Consider the following 13,346-nt stretch of genomic DNA (forward strand, 5'->3'; position numbering starts at 1 on the left):
TTCATGGAATCCCTGCTTATCCCTCTGCTAATTCTGACGCTCGTCGGTGCCGGTGTCCTGCTGGGCGCCCGCGCCCTCGGCCGCCGCGACAAGCAGACACGGCGGGAGGCTGCCCCTCAGCCGGGCCGCGACCCGGTCGAACTCGCGCGCACCGCCGCGGCCAAACTCAACCAGGAACAACACCGCCGGCTCTACGCGTTGATCGCCCAGGGACAGGCCATGGCCGCCATCAAGCTGTACTTCGAGGCCACTGGAGACGGACTGCGGGCCTCACGGGATGCCGTGGGGGCACTGGCTGCCCACCCGCAGCCCTTCCGGCCTGAGGCGCCCGAGCAGGGGCCCGTGGACGACGACGACGACGCGCCGCAGCGTTTTGCCTACCGATACCGGGCGATCGCCAGCAAGGGCGACGTCACCCGCGAGGTCAGCAGCAACATGCTCAACGACGAGATTTATGGCAGGATCCGCACGCTGGCCAGAAGCGGCGAACCCGAGGCAGCGGCGGAGGCCCTCACCCGGCACTCGGACATCTCCATCAAGCAGGCGCGCGAATTCATCGCCCTCCTCGAGGACTGACCCCGGCCCCCAGGGAACTAGAAGTCGAACAGCTCCCCGAGCCAGCCTTCCTTCTTTTTGGGACGGCGGCGGTCGTCATAACGCGGCTGCTCATAGCGCGGCTGGTCATAGCGCGGCCGGTCACGGCGGTCGTCATAGCGGCGGTCATCGGGTCGCCGGCTGTCCGGACGCCGCTCATCGCGGCGCGGGTCCACGTTGTACAGCGGGGGCGGAATGTGCCCGGGCGTCACCGGCGGCAGGGGCGGCGGCGGGGACGAGACTCCCGGGCCCATGGTCTCCGCCGCGCGGTCCAGGATCTTGTCCAGCTCGCCCCGGTCCAGCCATACCCCGCGGCACTGCGGGCAGTAATCGATCTCGACGCCACCGCGTTCGCTCATGACCAGCTCAATTGAATCCACAGGACACTTCATGTCCCGCACAACGAGCCGGGACCCTAATTCGTTCGCCGCTGGACCCGTCAGTGCCGGCCCGAGATGCCGGCGAGCAGCTGTTCGAACGGCAGCGACTCCGGGGCAGGCTGCTGCTGCTGCGGCTGGGCACCCTGCAGCAGCGCGACGAACTCGGCCGCCGCCCGGTCGATCCGCGTCGAGAGGGGTGAACCGCCGTCGTCGTTATTGCCCCAGTCCTGCGGGCCGGCAAAGACGGCAGTGTTGGCGATCCGGGTGCGGAGGTAGCTGAACAGGGGCCGCATGGCGAAGTCCAGAACCATCTGGTGCCGGTCGGTTCCGGCGGTGGCGCCCAGCAGGACTGCCTTGCCCTCGAGCGATTTGGGGTCAAGGACGTCAATGAAGGACTTGAAGAGGCCGCTGTAGGAGGCGCTGAAGACCGGGCTGACGGCGATAATGCCATCCGAGGTCTCGACTCCGGCGATCACCTCGGCCAGCTTCGGCGCGGCGTAGCCGGTCACAAAGTTGTTCGCGATATCCACGGCGAGGTCGCGTAGTTCCAGCACCTGGATTTCGGCGGCATAGCCGGCCGCGGCCAGGTGGTGTCCCGCGGAGGCGGACAGCTGGTCCGCCAGCAGGCGGCTCGACGACGGGACGCCGAGTCCGGCGGAGAGAACGGTGATGCGGCGGGATTCCACTGGGATGCTCCTCGAGTTGCGTCAGGCCACAAACGCCGAAACATGCGTTTGCATCTATCTGGACAAGTGCGGGTTCGTGCCGTTTATTCCCGTCCCCTGTTGCGCTGTCACTTTTGGGTCCCAAAACGACGGAATGGCAGCCAGACGTGACAGGGCAATGAGCCCCGGCCTGACGTGTGGGCCGCGGGCCGGCCAGTCAGAGCAGGACAAACCCCTCGATGCAGCTCACCGAGCTCCCGCCGACCCAGATGTCGTCCCCGGCCGCGTCGATGTGCACCCGGCCGGCACGTCCCAGCGCCGTTCCCTGCGCTGCGACGTAGGATTCCGGGGCCCGGCCGCTGCGGATCAGCCACTGGGCCGCGCCGGCGTTGAAGCTGCCGGTGGCCGGGTCCTCCGCCGCGGCGTCACCCGTGATGAAGGTGCGCACCTCGAAGCCGACCTCCGATCCGGCGCCGTGGGGGCCGATTACGCCGACTTTGAGTCCCGCCATGGCTGCGTAGTCAGGCCTGATGGTGAGCGCCAGCTCCGCCGACTCCAGCAGCACACCGATCCAGTCCGGGCCGTTGACCAGCCAGGACGCATCCAGCAGCGCCTCCCGCGGCATTCTGAGGCCGGCGGCGATGCGGCCGAGCTCCGTCTCTGCGACCGGCCCCGAGCGGGTCATGGGCGGGGCCGCGAACGCCAGGCGGCCGCCGTCGCGCTTTACCTGCACCAGTCCGGCCCCGCACTCCTGGACGAGCATCCCGTCCTGCCGGGGGATGCCGCCGGCTTCCAGCCAGGCATGCGCCGAGCCAAGGGTGGGGTGGCCGGCAAAGGGGAACTCTTCGCTGCCGCTGAAGATCCTGACCCGGTAGTCTGCCCGGGGGTCGGTGGGCGGCAGCAGGAACGCGGTTTCAGCGAGGTTGGTCCAGTTGGCGAAATGCTGCATCACCTCCGCTGTGAGGTCCCCGGCGTCGAGAACTACGGCCAGCGGGTTGCCCCGGTAGGCCTCGGCCGAGAAGACGTCCACCTGGGCGAAGGGTCGGAGGCGGGGCGCGGGTGCGGTGATTGAGGTCACTGCCGCAGGCTATCACCCGCGCCGGTGCGGCTGACAAGGCTGCCGCGGCCTGCGAGACTTCCCGCATGGCTGTGAACAAGACCCAAACCAAAACCGAAAACAAGACGACGGAAACCGGTGCGTCGGTCGAGGAGTTCCTCGCCGCCGTCGAGCATCCCGGCCGGCACCGGGACGGGCTCCGGCTGCTGGAACTGATGGCAGAGGCCACCGGGCAGCCGGCAGAGATGTGGGGCCCAACGATCGTCGGCTTCGGCCGCTACCACTACAGGTACGCAACCGGCCGCGAGGGAGACGCCCCTGCCGTCGGCTTCTCGCCCCGGAAAGCCAGCCTGTCCCTCTACGGGCTGAGCTACGGGCCGGAGTCAGCCGAGCTGCTGGCGCGGCTGGGGAAGCACAAGACCGGTGCCGGGTGCGTCTATGTCAACAAGCTCGACGACGTCGACGAGACGGTGCTCACCGAACTGGTCCAGCAAGGCTACCGGCACATAACAACGGTCCTTCACCACCCCTAGGCAACTCGCAAGACCTTGCAACGCGGGGTCACTTCGCGCCGGTGGCGCGGCCCACGTTGGGCCGTAGGTGACCCCGAGTTGGAGTTAAAGCAGAAGGCCCCCGCGACCGGTTCCGAAGAGGAATCCGAAGGCGGGGGCCTTCCAGCAGTTCAGGACTGCGTAGCCGGTGAGGGCTACTTGCCTGCGACTACGTCGAGTTCGATCACAGCGGCAACGTCAGCGTGAAGACGGACGTTGGCCTGGTAAGAACCAACCGACTTGATGTGCGTCGGCAGTTCAACCTTGCGCTTGTCGATGCGGCCAAGGCCAGCGGCCTCAACAGCGTCGGCCACGTCGCCCTGCTTGACGGTGCCGAACAGACGTCCAGTCTCGCCAGCCTTGACAACGAGCTTGACCGGCTTGGCGGAGAGTGCAGCGGCCTGCTTCTGAGCGTCTTCCAGGGAAGCGTGCTCGCGGGCGGCGCGGGCAGTCTTGATGGACTCAACCTGCTTCTCGCCACCCTTGGACCAGGTCAGGGCGAAGTTGCGGGGCAACAGGTAGTTACGTGCGTAACCGTCCTTGACCTCGACAACATCGCCTGCAGCACCGAGACCGGTTACTTCGTGGGTCAGAATGAGCTTTGCCATATTAGTTAATCCCTTCCCTAGCCGCGGCCAGCGCCGGAGTAAGGCAGCAGTGCAACTTCGCGGGCGTTCTTGATTGCCTGGGCGATCTTGCGCTGTTCCTGCACCGTGACGCCAGTGACGCGACGGGCGCGGATCTTTCCGCGGTCGGAGATGAACTTGCGCAGCAATGCTACGTCCTTGTAGTCGATGACAGTGATGTCAGCGGCCTTCAAGGGGTTGGACTTTGGTTTGGGCTTACGGAGTTCAGCCTTAGCCATCGTGGAGCTCCTATTCGATGGAGCCCGTGGATATTGATCCACGGGATGGTGGTGATCCGACGCCGGTTGGCGCCCGTCCGCCTTGCGGCGTTCCGGCGGGCTCCGTCATCGAACCTTAGATGTTGTTTAGAAGGGAGGTTCGGAATCCGGGCCGTTGCCCCAGCCGCCGCCTGCATTGCTGACACCGGGCGTGGCCCAGGGGTCATCCTGCTGTGCGGGCTGGTTGCCGCCCCAGGTTCCGCCCGAGTTGCCGCCCTGGTTGCCGCCCTGGTTTCCACCAGAGCCGCCACCGAAGCCGCCGCCACTGGTGCCGCCGCTGCCGCTGCCAAAGCCACCCTGGGCGCCGTTGCCGGCACCCCCACCGCCGGAGCGCTGGGTGCGGTTGACCTTGGCGTTGGCGTAGCGCAGGCTGGGGCCGATTTCATCGACCTCAAGCTCGATAACGGTGCGCTTCTCGCCTTCTTTGGTTTCGTAGGAACGGCTCTTCAGCCGGCCGTTAACGATCACGCGCATGCCCTTGGTCAGGGATTCGGCGACGTTTTCGGCGGCTTCGCGCCATACCGATGCGCGGAGGAACAGGGTTTCCCCGTCCTTCCACTCATTGGACTGGCGGTCGAAGGTGCGGGGAGTAGAAGCGATGGTGAAATTCGCTACTGCCGAACCTGACGGTGTGAACCTCAGTTCGGGGTCACTGGTGAGATTACCGATGACCGTAATAGTGGTTTCGCCTGCCATCTACTGCCTCCTTGTTCGTTCCTGCGGGGTGAAGAGTGAAAATCGGGAGCTGAGATTACTCAGCAACGACCTTCTGGACTTCGGGGCGGGTGATCTTGGTGCGCATGATGGTCTCATTGAGGCTCAGCTGGCGATCAAGTTCTTTGGCGGTAGCCGGCTCAGCGGTGAAGTTCACCACGGCGTAGATACCTTCAGTCTTCTTCTGGATTTCGTAAGCCAGGCGACGACGGCCCCAGATGTCAACCTTCTCGATGGTTCCACCATCGGTCGTGATGACGTTCAGGAACTTCTGAAGCGTTGGCTCAACGGTACGCTCTTCGACCTCGGGGTCGATGATTACCATCAATTCGTAAGGACGCATATGTGAACCCACCTCCTTTGGGCTAAGCGGTTACGGCATTTCCGTAACAGGAGGTTCATTTGCGGTGCCATATGCCCGCATCACCCCCAGGAACGGGGGCAGGGCGCAACACAGACTTCAATAGTTTAGTGCACCGGGGCCGGATTCCGCGATTCCATGCCTGCCCAGCGTAGGCGGGGCCGGCACGTCCCGGGAAGCGGGCCAGCCTCCATGTGGACAACCCTGTGCCAAGATCGGGGAATGAACAACGGTTCCCCGATCCGCGGCGACGCCCGGCCGGTGCGGCGCAGCCGGCTGCGCCTGGCGGTCATGCTTCTCGCCGGGGTGCTCGCGGCCACGACGACCGGACTGGCAGGGTACTGGGTGGCGGCCCCGGCTGCCGGCTGGGGCATCGCCGCACTGACCTACGTCGTGTGGGTCTGGCTGGCGGTCGGCCGCTTCAACCCTGCTGAGACCCGGACGCATGCCACGGTGGAGGATCCGTCCCGCGGCATCACCGACCTGCTGATCCTGGCGGCCAACGTCGCCAGCCTTGGCGCGGTGGCCGCCGTCGTCGTCGATTCCCATGCCAGCGGCGGCGGGTTGCGCTTGGGCGGCGGCCTCCTGGCGCTGGCGTCGGTGGCCCTGTCCTGGATGCTGGTGCAGACGCTGTTCACGCTGCGGTACGCCGAGCTCTACTACGGCACGGGCGGTAAGGCCGGGTCGGAAGTGGGCGGCATCGACTTCAACCAGGAACGGCCCCCGCAATACACGGACTTCGCCTATCTCGCCACGAGCCTCGGCATGACGTACCAGGTCTCGGACACTGCCCTGCAGAGCCACGGCATCCGGGCGGAGGCGCTCAAGCACAGCCTGCTGTCCTACCTCTTTGGCACCGTCATCCTGGCCACGACGATCAGCCTCGTGATCAGCCTGGCCTTCTGAGCGACTACGGCGCAGTGCGGAAGAACAGCTCCGTCACCTTCGCCAGCCGGTGCGGATCGTCCACGCCGCAGAGCTCGCGTGCCGAGTGCATCGACAGGAGCGGCACACCGACGTCGACCGTCCGGATGCCCAGGCGGGTGGCGGTCAGCGGGCCGATGGTGGAGCCACAGGGCATCACGTTGTTCGAGACGAACTCCTGGTACGGGATGCCGGCGTCCGCGCACAGCCGCGCCCAGAGGGCGGCGCCGGTTGCGTCCGTGGCGTAGCGCTGGTTGGCGTTGATCTTCAGCAGCGGGCCGCCGTTCAGGGCCGGCCGGTTGGCCGGGTCGTGCCTCTCGGCGTAGTTGGGGTGGACGGCGTGACCGGCGTCGGCGGACACACAGAACGACGCCGCGAAGGCCTGCCGCCGCTGGCTCGCCGAGGCACCCAGACCGTCGGAAATGCGCACCAGCACGTCCTCGAGGATGGGCCCGCTCGCGCCGGAACGGGAGGCCGAACCGATCTCCTCGTGGTCGAACGCGGCCAGTACGGCAATCGGCGCCCGGGCCGGCAGCGGCGCGGCGGCGTGGGCGATCAGTGCGGTGAGACCGGCATGGGTCGCCGACAGGTTGTCCAGCCGGCCGGAGGCAAAGAACTCGCCCTTCGCGCCGAACACGGCGGGGCCCTGGGTGTCCGCGATAACGACGTCGTAGCCGCCGATCAGGGCAGCGTCCACGTCCGAGCCTGCAACCCGGTCCGCCAGCAGGCCCAGCAGGTCTACGCCCGCCGGGTCGCCGAGCCCGTAGACCGGGTTCATGTGCTGCTGCTTGTCCAGGGCCAGTCCCTCGTTCACGGAGCGGTCCAGGTGGATGGCCAGCTGCGGGAACCGCAGGAGCGGGCCGGTGGCGGTGAGGTGCTGGGTCCCGTCCCGCATCACCAGGCGCCCTGCGAGCTGCAGTTCGCGATCCAGCCAGGAGTTGAGCAGCGGGCCGCCATAGACCTCGACGCCGGCCTGCAGCCAGCCGAACTTGCCAGTGGTGGGCCTGGGCTTGAGCTTGAACGACGGCGAATCGGTGTGCGCGCCCAGAATGTTGAAGCCGGTGGTCGGACCGGCCGTTTCCGGTGTCACCCAGGCGATGATCGCCCCGTCGCGGACCACGTAGAACTTTCCAGTACCGGCGGCCCCGTGCCAGGGCCGCAGCTCGTCGAGAGCGGTGAATCCTGCCCCGTCCAGCCGCCGGGCGGCCTCGTGGACGGCATGGAAGCTCGACGGCGACGCGGTGACGTACGCGCCGAGGTCCTGGATGTGGGCTGCGGCGTTGGACTCTGACGACATGGCTCCGAGTCTAGCGTCGTGCCGTTGGCCGGACGGCCCAGGTGCGGGCTGAGCTCTCTGGACATGCCCTCCGCGGGCGCCCGGCACTGGGCATGTTCCACCCGGCCCGTTGGACATGCCCTCCCCCGGCCGCGCCGAGTGTACATAATGCCACTATGTCCACTGCAGCGCGGCAAGGCTGGGCATGTCCCGTGGTGCTGAGGGGTCCGGGGCGGGGACGGGAGTCAGGACGCCGGGCCGGCACCCACGGTGGCGCTCTCGGCGCGCGCCACGGTCTGGGTATCGGCCGCGGCACCGCCGTCGCTGATTGCCGTGGGCTTCCCGCCGTTCTTGCGGTAGCGCCAGAGGCCGATACCGACCACGACGGCGGCGAGGGCCAGCGAGAGCAGCAGCGACTCGCGGGTGGTATCCAAAACCATCATGCCGACCAGCAGCGCCACGATGCTGATGATGGCAACCCAGGTCAGGTACGGGAACAGCCACATCTTCAACTGGAGGTCCTTGGCCGCCGCGCCCATCCGGCGGCGCAGGATCAGCTGCGAGCCCGCGATCACGAGCCAGACGAACAGGGCGATGGCGCCTGAGGTGTTGACCAGGAACAGGAACACGGTGTCCGGGGCAATGTAGTTCAGTCCGACGGTGATGAAGCCGACCACGGTGGAGGCCAGAACGGCGGCGGCGGGAACGCCACGCTTGGAGATCCGCATCCAGGACCGCGGCGCGTCGCCGCGGCGGGAGAGCGAGAACAGCATCCGGCTGGCGGTGTACAGCCCGGAGTTGAGGCAGGACAGCACGGAGGTCAGCACCACGATGTCCATGATGGTTCCGGCGCCGGGGATGCCGTACAGCTCGATCACGGCAACGTACGGGCTCTTGGCCACGGAAGCGGAGTTCCAGGGCAGGAGCGTGACCACGATCGCGATGGAGCCGATGTAGAAGACGAGGATGCGCCAGACAGTGGACTTCACGGCCTTCTTGACCGCATCGACGGGGTTTTCGGATTCACCGGCGGCGATGGTGGCGATTTCAGCACCGAAGAAGGAAAACACGACTACGAGGATGCCGGCCAGCACGGCGCCCGGCCCGTTGGGCATAAAGCCTCCGTTTTCGAGCAGGTTGCTTACCCCGGGGGCCGGAAGGCCCGGGATGAGGCCGAGGATTGCCGCGACACCGAAAAGCAGGAACAGCACGATCGCCGCGACCTTGATGGAGGCGAACCAGAACTCGAACTCGCCAAAGGACTTCACTGAACTCAGGTTGGTCAGGGTCAGGACCACCATCAGCAGCAGTGCCCAGATCCACTGGTCGATCCCTGGCACCCAGCGGTGCATGATGGCCGCACCCGCCGTTGCCTCGATGCCGAGCACAATGATCCAGAACCAGGCGTACAGCCAGCCGATGCTGAACCCTGCCCACCGGCCAAGGGCCTTGTCCGCGTAGGTTGAGAATGAACCGGTTTCCGGATTGGCGGCCGCCATTTCCCCTAGCATCCGCATGACCAGGATGACCACGAGTCCAGCCGCCGTATAAGCCACCAGGATCCCGGGGCCGGCCTGCTGGATCGCCGCGCCGGAGCCGACAAACAGGCCTGCACCGATCACGCCCGCGATGGCGATCATGGACAGATGCCGGGGTTTCAGGGATTGGGAGAGTTGCTGGTCAGCCTGCATGAAGCGCCGTCCTTCGTGGATTGTTCGGGTCCGCGGATACATCGTGAAAACTTGTGCGGCGGACCACATTGACGTTTCACCCTAGACCGGGCGGTGAGGCGCCTGTTCTGTGCAGTCCTACAAATGACATGCGGCCGTTCCGGGCAGAACTCCAGCAAAGAGGCCCATTAAGCAAAGGAAGTTGCCTCACGGGCAATTCAGAAATGTGCCTGAAACCACTGCTTCGGGCTCCCCGGGCCGCCGCGCCCTGCCGAGGCTCAGTAGTCCGGGTTGCTGGGCACCACCAGGCCGGTCTCGTAGGCGTACACCACGGCCTGGACCCTGTCGCGCAGATGGAGCTTGGTGAGGATCCGGCGCACGTGCGTCTTGACCGTGGCTTCGGACAGGAAGTACCGGTGCGCAATCTCGGCATTGGACAGCCCTTCGGCCATCGCCCCGAGCATCTCGGTTTCGCGCGGGGTCAGGTCCTCCAGCAGCGGATCCCGGGCCGGCCGGACCCCGGCGGGTGCCCCGCCGGACGCCTCCTGACCTGGTGTGCCGCCGTCGGCCAGGCCTTTCCCGTTGCCCCGGACATACGTTTCGAGCAACCGCCGCGTGATGCGCGGCGCCACCACCGCGTCGCCGCTCGCCACGACCCGGACGGCACTGATCAGTTCGGCGGGCGCCACGTCCTTGAGCAGGAACGCCGAGGCCCCGGCCTGGAGCCCGGCGAACGCATATTCGTCGAGGTCGAAGGTGGTGAGGATGATGATCCTCGCGTTGGCCCCCGACTGGGTGATGGCCCGCGTGGCCTCGATCCCGTCCAGCACCGGCATCCGCACGTCCATCAGCACCACGTCGGGCGCAAGCTCCCGGACCTGGCGGATCGCCTCGGCGCCGTCGGAGGCCTCGCCCACGATCGCCAGATCGTCCTCGCCCTCCAGGATCAGGCGGAAGCCCATCCTCAGGAGCGGCTGGTCATCCACCAGCAGGATGCGGATCGGTCCGGTTTCGCTCATCGGTTCCCCTTGACTCATATGCCCTTACTTCCGTTGTCGCCGTTCCAGTGCAGCACGGCGTGCACCCGCCAGCCGTGGCCCGCGATCGGCCCTGCCTCCACGGTGCCCGCGTAAATCCGTGCCCGTTCCAGCATCCCGGCGAGGCCCCGGCCCGTGCCCACGGATCCGGGGGACTGCCGCACCGCCGGAGCCGCTGCCGAACCGCCGGAGTCGACGGTGCCCTTGCCGTCGTCGACGACGTCGATGGTGACCGTGGGGCCGTTCCGGGCAATGGCCACATCCACCCGGCCCAGCGATCGGCCATAGCGCAGCACATTCGTCAGGGACTCCTGCACAATCCGGTACACCGTCAGCTGGAACGCGGCGTCGTCCGGCAGCGAGGGGCCGGTGTGCGTGTAGTGCAGCGGGAGCCCCGCGGTGCGGAAGCCCTCCAGGAGTTTGCCCAGATTGTCCGCGCCAGCCAGCGGTTCGCGCCGCGCCTGCCCCGGGGCCGAGTCGTCTCGCAGCACACCCAGGACGCGCCGCATGTCCGCCAGGGCGGTGCGGCCGGTGCGGGAAAGTTCCCCGAGGACCTCCGCCGCCCGCGCGGGGTCCTTCTTGACCACGACGGCGGCCCCGTCCGCCAGACTGACCATCACCGTGAGCGAATGGGCCACGACGTCGTGCATTTCGCGGGCGATGCGGTTGCGTTCGGTGACCGAGCCGAGCTGCGCGGTCCTCGCGGCCCAGGCGGCAATCTCGTGCTCATGCTCGCGCCGCTGCCGGACGGAGACACCGAGTCCGGTGGCGATGACAGTGGAGAGGCTGATGCTCACGACGGCGGCGATGCTGGTGATCAGCTGGAAGTTCTCCGGCGTATTCACTCCCATGTCCGGCAGCCGGCCATCGAGCGGTCCAACGGCCAGCAGGAAGTACACGAACACCAGCGGTGCAGTGGCCGCCGCCAGGCACACCAGGGCGACCCGGCGGCTGCGTGCCGCCGCCACGGCGTAGAGCGCAAACCACAGTCCGGCGGAGACGTTGGACCCCCACGGGTGGAGCACGGTCACACCCAGCTCCAGCACCGCAACGACGGCCACCACCCGAACCGGATGGCTCCGCCGGAACATCAGCGCCGCTGCGGACAACACGAGCAGCACGGCGGCCGCCCACACGCCGTCGCGCACGGCCTCCGCCGCGGCGGGGGTCACCAGCAGCAGGTAGCAGGCGACTACCACGGCATCCATGGCCCGCGGGTGCTGGAACAGGTAGCGCCGGACGCGCCCCCGGCGTCGGGCGGTGATTTCGGCGAAGGACGCGTCAGCCTGGCCGGCTGGCGCGTCCTTCACGGGAACTGCATCGCTCATGCTCTGAGCCTAGACGGTGGGCCCGGGGGCCTAGACGTCCCGCTTCTTCAGCAGCACGGCAGCCAGGACCACCGGGACGACGACCCAGGCGCCCAGCACCATCGCGGCCTGCCAGGCTTCCAGCGTGTCCGGGACGTGCTGCACGGCAGTCATCGGTTCGACCGTGTTGCCGGGCAGGTACTTGCGGGCCTCGACGAAGAAGTCGCCCGGAATCAGCTGGAAGGCGATCGGTGCCACGAAGAACAACCCGACGAGGCTCATGATGCCGCCGGCGGAATTGCGGATCAGCGAGCCCAGGGCCATGCCGATGGCCGCCACGGCGGCGACGTAGAGGCTGTTGACCAGCAGCATCTTCACCGACTGCGGGCTGGCGAGGTCCAGGTTGAGGTTGTAGTTGTCCAGAATCGGCAGCGACACCAGGCCGGCCAGGTACACGGAGGCCGCGGTCAGGACGAACGCCGTCACCATGACCACGAGGAGCTTGGCGGCGTACGCCGGGATCCGCTTGGGGACGGCGGCGAAGGTGGAGCGGGCCATGCCGGTGGTGAACTCGGAGCTCATCAGCAACACCCCGAGTGAGCCCAGGATCAACTGGGCAAACGCGATGCCGGACGTGGGGACACCGACCGTGAGGTCCCCGCCCTGGGCGGCGAAGGCAGCGGCCGCCTGCGGATCCGTGGCCGCGGCCTCGGCGAACTGTCCCGTCCCCCACGCGGAGAGGGCTCCGAAGCCCACGACCACGAGGACGGTGCAGCCCAGCAGGATCAGGGTGGACAACAGCGTGCGGAACTTGATGAATTCGGAGTTCAGTACCCGGAGGAAGCTCGGGCCCGGGCCGGTGCTCGTACCGGACATCCCGCCGGGGGGGACCTCACCGGTGCCGGCGTGCGCGCCGCGGCGGGAGGGGTCGAGGGTGGTTGAGCTCATGGTTTAGTTGCCTCCGGACTGGACGGGGGCCGCAGCGCCCGTGGTGATCAGTGAGTGGTATTCGACATCATCCTTGGTCAGTTCCATGTAGGCCTCCTCGAGGCTGGCCTGAAGCGGTGTAAGTTCGTAGACCATGACGCGGCTGTCGAGGGCCGCGCGGGCGATCTGGCGCGGGTCGAGGCCGGTGACCTCGAGCAGTTCGTTCTCCTGCAGTTCCACGGAAACGCCGTTGCCGGCGAGCAGGTGCATCAGCTGGTCCGGCTGGTCGGTGCGTACGCGGGTGCGGATCTGGCCCTTTCCGGTGATGATTTCCTGGATCGGCGCATCGGCGATGATCCGGCCGCGGCCGATCACGATCAGGTGGTCGGCGGTGACGGCCATCTCGCTCATGAGGTGGCTGGAGAGGAACACCGTGCGTCCCTCGGAGGCCAGGTATTTGACCAGGTTGCGGACCCAGACAACGCCCTCCGGGTCCAGCCCGTTCACGGGCTCATCCAGGATGACCGTCTGCGGGTCGCCGAGCAGCGCCGCGGCGATCCCGAGCCGCTGTCCCATGCCGAGGGAGAAGCCGCCGACCTTCTTTTTGGCCACGTCGGCCAGCCCCGTCATCTCGATGACGTCGTGCACGCGTTTTTTCGGGATGCTGTGCGTGGCGGCCATCGCGAGCAGGTGGTTGTAGGCGGAGCGGCTGGTGTGGACGGCCTTGGCGTCGAGCAGCGCGCCGACGTCGCGCAGCGGCGCGGCGTGCCGGGCGAACGGGGTGCCGTTGACGGTGACGGTGCCCGACGTCGGCCGGTCCAGCCCCATGATCATGCGCATGGTGGTGGATTTGCCGGCTCCGTTCGGGCCCAGGAAGCCGGTGACCCGGCCGGCTTCGACGGTGAAGTTGACTCCGGCGACGGCGGTCTTGTCGCCGTAAACCTTGGTCAGGCCTCGTGCTTCGATCATGGAAGCGTTC

General features: G+C 67.3%; 16 protein-coding genes. 3 read left to right on the forward strand and 13 right to left on the reverse strand.

Annotation, left to right across the window (positions count from 1 at the left end):
- Window positions 1-3: 3 nt before the first annotated feature.
- Entirely contained in the window at window positions 4-576 is a 573-nt protein-coding gene (locus ACZYZ3_RS04500; protein ID WP_463962639.1) for a hypothetical protein, read from the forward strand.
- Between the two features lie 17 nt (window positions 577-593).
- Here ACZYZ3_RS04500 and ACZYZ3_RS04505 read toward each other — a convergent pair whose 3' ends face one another.
- The 3 genes from ACZYZ3_RS04505 to ACZYZ3_RS04515 form a co-directional block, all read right to left on the reverse strand.
- Window positions 594-986 carry a TFIIB-type zinc ribbon-containing protein gene (locus ACZYZ3_RS04505; RefSeq protein ID WP_463962640.1) on the reverse strand — a complete coding sequence of 131 codons (393 nt, stop codon included), beginning with the start codon at window positions 984-986 and terminating at the stop codon, window positions 594-596.
- A gap of 47 nt (window positions 987-1,033) precedes the next feature.
- Complete coding sequence (locus ACZYZ3_RS04510) at window positions 1,034-1,660, reverse strand: FMN reductase (protein WP_463962641.1); 627 nt, start codon at window positions 1,658-1,660, stop codon at window positions 1,034-1,036.
- 196 nt (window positions 1,661-1,856) lie between these two features.
- The gene (locus ACZYZ3_RS04515; RefSeq protein ID WP_463962769.1) at window positions 1,857-2,708 is read right to left on the reverse strand and encodes a PhzF family phenazine biosynthesis protein; all 852 of its coding nucleotides are present in this window, start codon (window positions 2,706-2,708) and stop codon (window positions 1,857-1,859) included.
- A 74-nt stretch (window positions 2,709-2,782) separates the two neighbouring features.
- On the opposite strand from ACZYZ3_RS04515, the gene ACZYZ3_RS04520 reads away from it, so the two are divergent.
- Entirely contained in the window at window positions 2,783-3,229 is a 447-nt protein-coding gene (locus ACZYZ3_RS04520; RefSeq protein WP_463962642.1) for a DUF1801 domain-containing protein, read from the forward strand.
- Between the two features lie 173 nt (window positions 3,230-3,402).
- Here ACZYZ3_RS04520 and rplI read toward each other — a convergent pair whose 3' ends face one another.
- From rplI to rpsF, 4 genes are all read right to left on the reverse strand, one after another.
- Window positions 3,403-3,855, reverse strand: coding sequence for a 50S ribosomal protein L9 (rplI, locus tag ACZYZ3_RS04525; RefSeq protein ID WP_307457021.1), 453 nt, complete (start codon window positions 3,853-3,855; stop codon window positions 3,403-3,405).
- Window positions 3,856-3,872: 17 nt separating this feature from the next.
- A complete protein-coding gene (gene rpsR / locus ACZYZ3_RS04530; RefSeq protein WP_003800144.1) occupies window positions 3,873-4,112 on the reverse strand; it encodes a 30S ribosomal protein S18 in 240 nt (79 codons plus the stop codon).
- A gap of 126 nt (window positions 4,113-4,238) precedes the next feature.
- Entirely contained in the window at window positions 4,239-4,847 is a 609-nt protein-coding gene (locus ACZYZ3_RS04535) for a single-stranded DNA-binding protein (RefSeq protein ID WP_463962643.1), read from the reverse strand.
- Window positions 4,848-4,902: 55 nt separating this feature from the next.
- A complete protein-coding gene (gene rpsF / locus ACZYZ3_RS04540; RefSeq protein ID WP_069950073.1) occupies window positions 4,903-5,208 on the reverse strand; it encodes a 30S ribosomal protein S6 in 306 nt (101 codons plus the stop codon).
- Window positions 5,209-5,448: 240 nt separating this feature from the next.
- Here rpsF and ACZYZ3_RS04545 point away from each other — a divergent pair, with 240 nt between their 5' ends.
- Window positions 5,449-6,132, forward strand: a complete 684-nt coding sequence (locus ACZYZ3_RS04545; RefSeq protein WP_463962644.1) for a DUF1345 domain-containing protein — start codon at window positions 5,449-5,451, stop codon at window positions 6,130-6,132.
- 4 nt (window positions 6,133-6,136) lie between these two features.
- Here ACZYZ3_RS04545 and ACZYZ3_RS04550 read toward each other — a convergent pair whose 3' ends face one another.
- The 6 genes from ACZYZ3_RS04550 to ACZYZ3_RS04575 all read right to left on the reverse strand — a co-directional run bounded on the left by ACZYZ3_RS04550 (window position 6,137) and on the right by ACZYZ3_RS04575 (window position 13,336).
- Window positions 6,137-7,447, reverse strand: coding sequence for a M18 family aminopeptidase (locus ACZYZ3_RS04550; RefSeq protein ID WP_463962645.1), 1,311 nt, complete (start codon window positions 7,445-7,447; stop codon window positions 6,137-6,139).
- A gap of 224 nt (window positions 7,448-7,671) precedes the next feature.
- Complete coding sequence (locus tag ACZYZ3_RS04555) at window positions 7,672-9,117, reverse strand: amino acid permease (protein ID WP_463962646.1); 1,446 nt, start codon at window positions 9,115-9,117, stop codon at window positions 7,672-7,674.
- Between the two features lie 257 nt (window positions 9,118-9,374).
- Window positions 9,375-10,115 (reverse strand): response regulator, encoded by a 741-nt coding sequence (locus ACZYZ3_RS04560; protein WP_463962647.1) that lies wholly within the window; start codon window positions 10,113-10,115, stop codon window positions 9,375-9,377.
- Between the two features lie 14 nt (window positions 10,116-10,129).
- The gene (locus ACZYZ3_RS04565) at window positions 10,130-11,461 is read right to left on the reverse strand and encodes a sensor histidine kinase (RefSeq protein WP_463962648.1); all 1,332 of its coding nucleotides are present in this window, start codon (window positions 11,459-11,461) and stop codon (window positions 10,130-10,132) included.
- Window positions 11,462-11,491: 30 nt separating this feature from the next.
- Window positions 11,492-12,316 (reverse strand): ABC transporter permease, encoded by an 825-nt coding sequence (locus ACZYZ3_RS04570; RefSeq protein ID WP_463962770.1) that lies wholly within the window; start codon window positions 12,314-12,316, stop codon window positions 11,492-11,494.
- Between the two features lie 75 nt (window positions 12,317-12,391).
- Complete coding sequence (locus ACZYZ3_RS04575; protein WP_463962649.1) at window positions 12,392-13,336, reverse strand: ABC transporter ATP-binding protein; 945 nt, start codon at window positions 13,334-13,336, stop codon at window positions 12,392-12,394.
- Window positions 13,337-13,346: the final 10 nt, after the last annotated feature.

It is taken from the genome of Pseudarthrobacter linnaei (genome assembly GCF_055412825.1).

What these genes read in the sequence shown, in the direction of transcription:
- rplI (WP_307457021.1), bottom strand. Translation starts at nt 3,855, where the DNA reads ATGGCAAAGCTCATTCTGACCCACGAAGTAACCGGTCTCGGTGCTGCA.
- ACZYZ3_RS04520 (WP_463962642.1), top strand. Translation starts at nt 2,783, where the DNA reads ATGGCTGTGAACAAGACCCAAACCAAAACCGAAAACAAGACGACGGAA.
- ACZYZ3_RS04555 (WP_463962646.1), bottom strand. Translation starts at nt 9,117, where the DNA reads ATGCAGGCTGACCAGCAACTCTCCCAATCCCTGAAACCCCGGCATCTG.
- ACZYZ3_RS04545 (WP_463962644.1), top strand. Translation starts at nt 5,449, where the DNA reads ATGAACAACGGTTCCCCGATCCGCGGCGACGCCCGGCCGGTGCGGCGC.
- ACZYZ3_RS04505 (WP_463962640.1), bottom strand. Translation starts at nt 986, where the DNA reads ATGAAGTGTCCTGTGGATTCAATTGAGCTGGTCATGAGCGAACGCGGT.
- rpsF (WP_069950073.1), bottom strand. Translation starts at nt 5,208, where the DNA reads ATGCGTCCTTACGAATTGATGGTAATCATCGACCCCGAGGTCGAAGAG.
- ACZYZ3_RS04500 (WP_463962639.1), top strand. Translation starts at nt 4, where the DNA reads ATGGAATCCCTGCTTATCCCTCTGCTAATTCTGACGCTCGTCGGTGCC.
- ACZYZ3_RS04550 (WP_463962645.1), bottom strand. Translation starts at nt 7,447, where the DNA reads ATGTCGTCAGAGTCCAACGCCGCAGCCCACATCCAGGACCTCGGCGCG.
- ACZYZ3_RS04535 (WP_463962643.1), bottom strand. Translation starts at nt 4,847, where the DNA reads ATGGCAGGCGAAACCACTATTACGGTCATCGGTAATCTCACCAGTGAC.
- rpsR (WP_003800144.1), bottom strand. Translation starts at nt 4,112, where the DNA reads ATGGCTAAGGCTGAACTCCGTAAGCCCAAACCAAAGTCCAACCCCTTG.
- ACZYZ3_RS04575 (WP_463962649.1), bottom strand. Translation starts at nt 13,336, where the DNA reads ATGATCGAAGCACGAGGCCTGACCAAGGTTTACGGCGACAAGACCGCC.
- ACZYZ3_RS04565 (WP_463962648.1), bottom strand. Translation starts at nt 11,461, where the DNA reads ATGAGCGATGCAGTTCCCGTGAAGGACGCGCCAGCCGGCCAGGCTGAC.
- ACZYZ3_RS04560 (WP_463962647.1), bottom strand. Translation starts at nt 10,115, where the DNA reads ATGAGCGAAACCGGACCGATCCGCATCCTGCTGGTGGATGACCAGCCG.
- ACZYZ3_RS04570 (WP_463962770.1), bottom strand. Translation starts at nt 12,316, where the DNA reads ATGTCCGGTACGAGCACCGGCCCGGGCCCGAGCTTCCTCCGGGTACTG.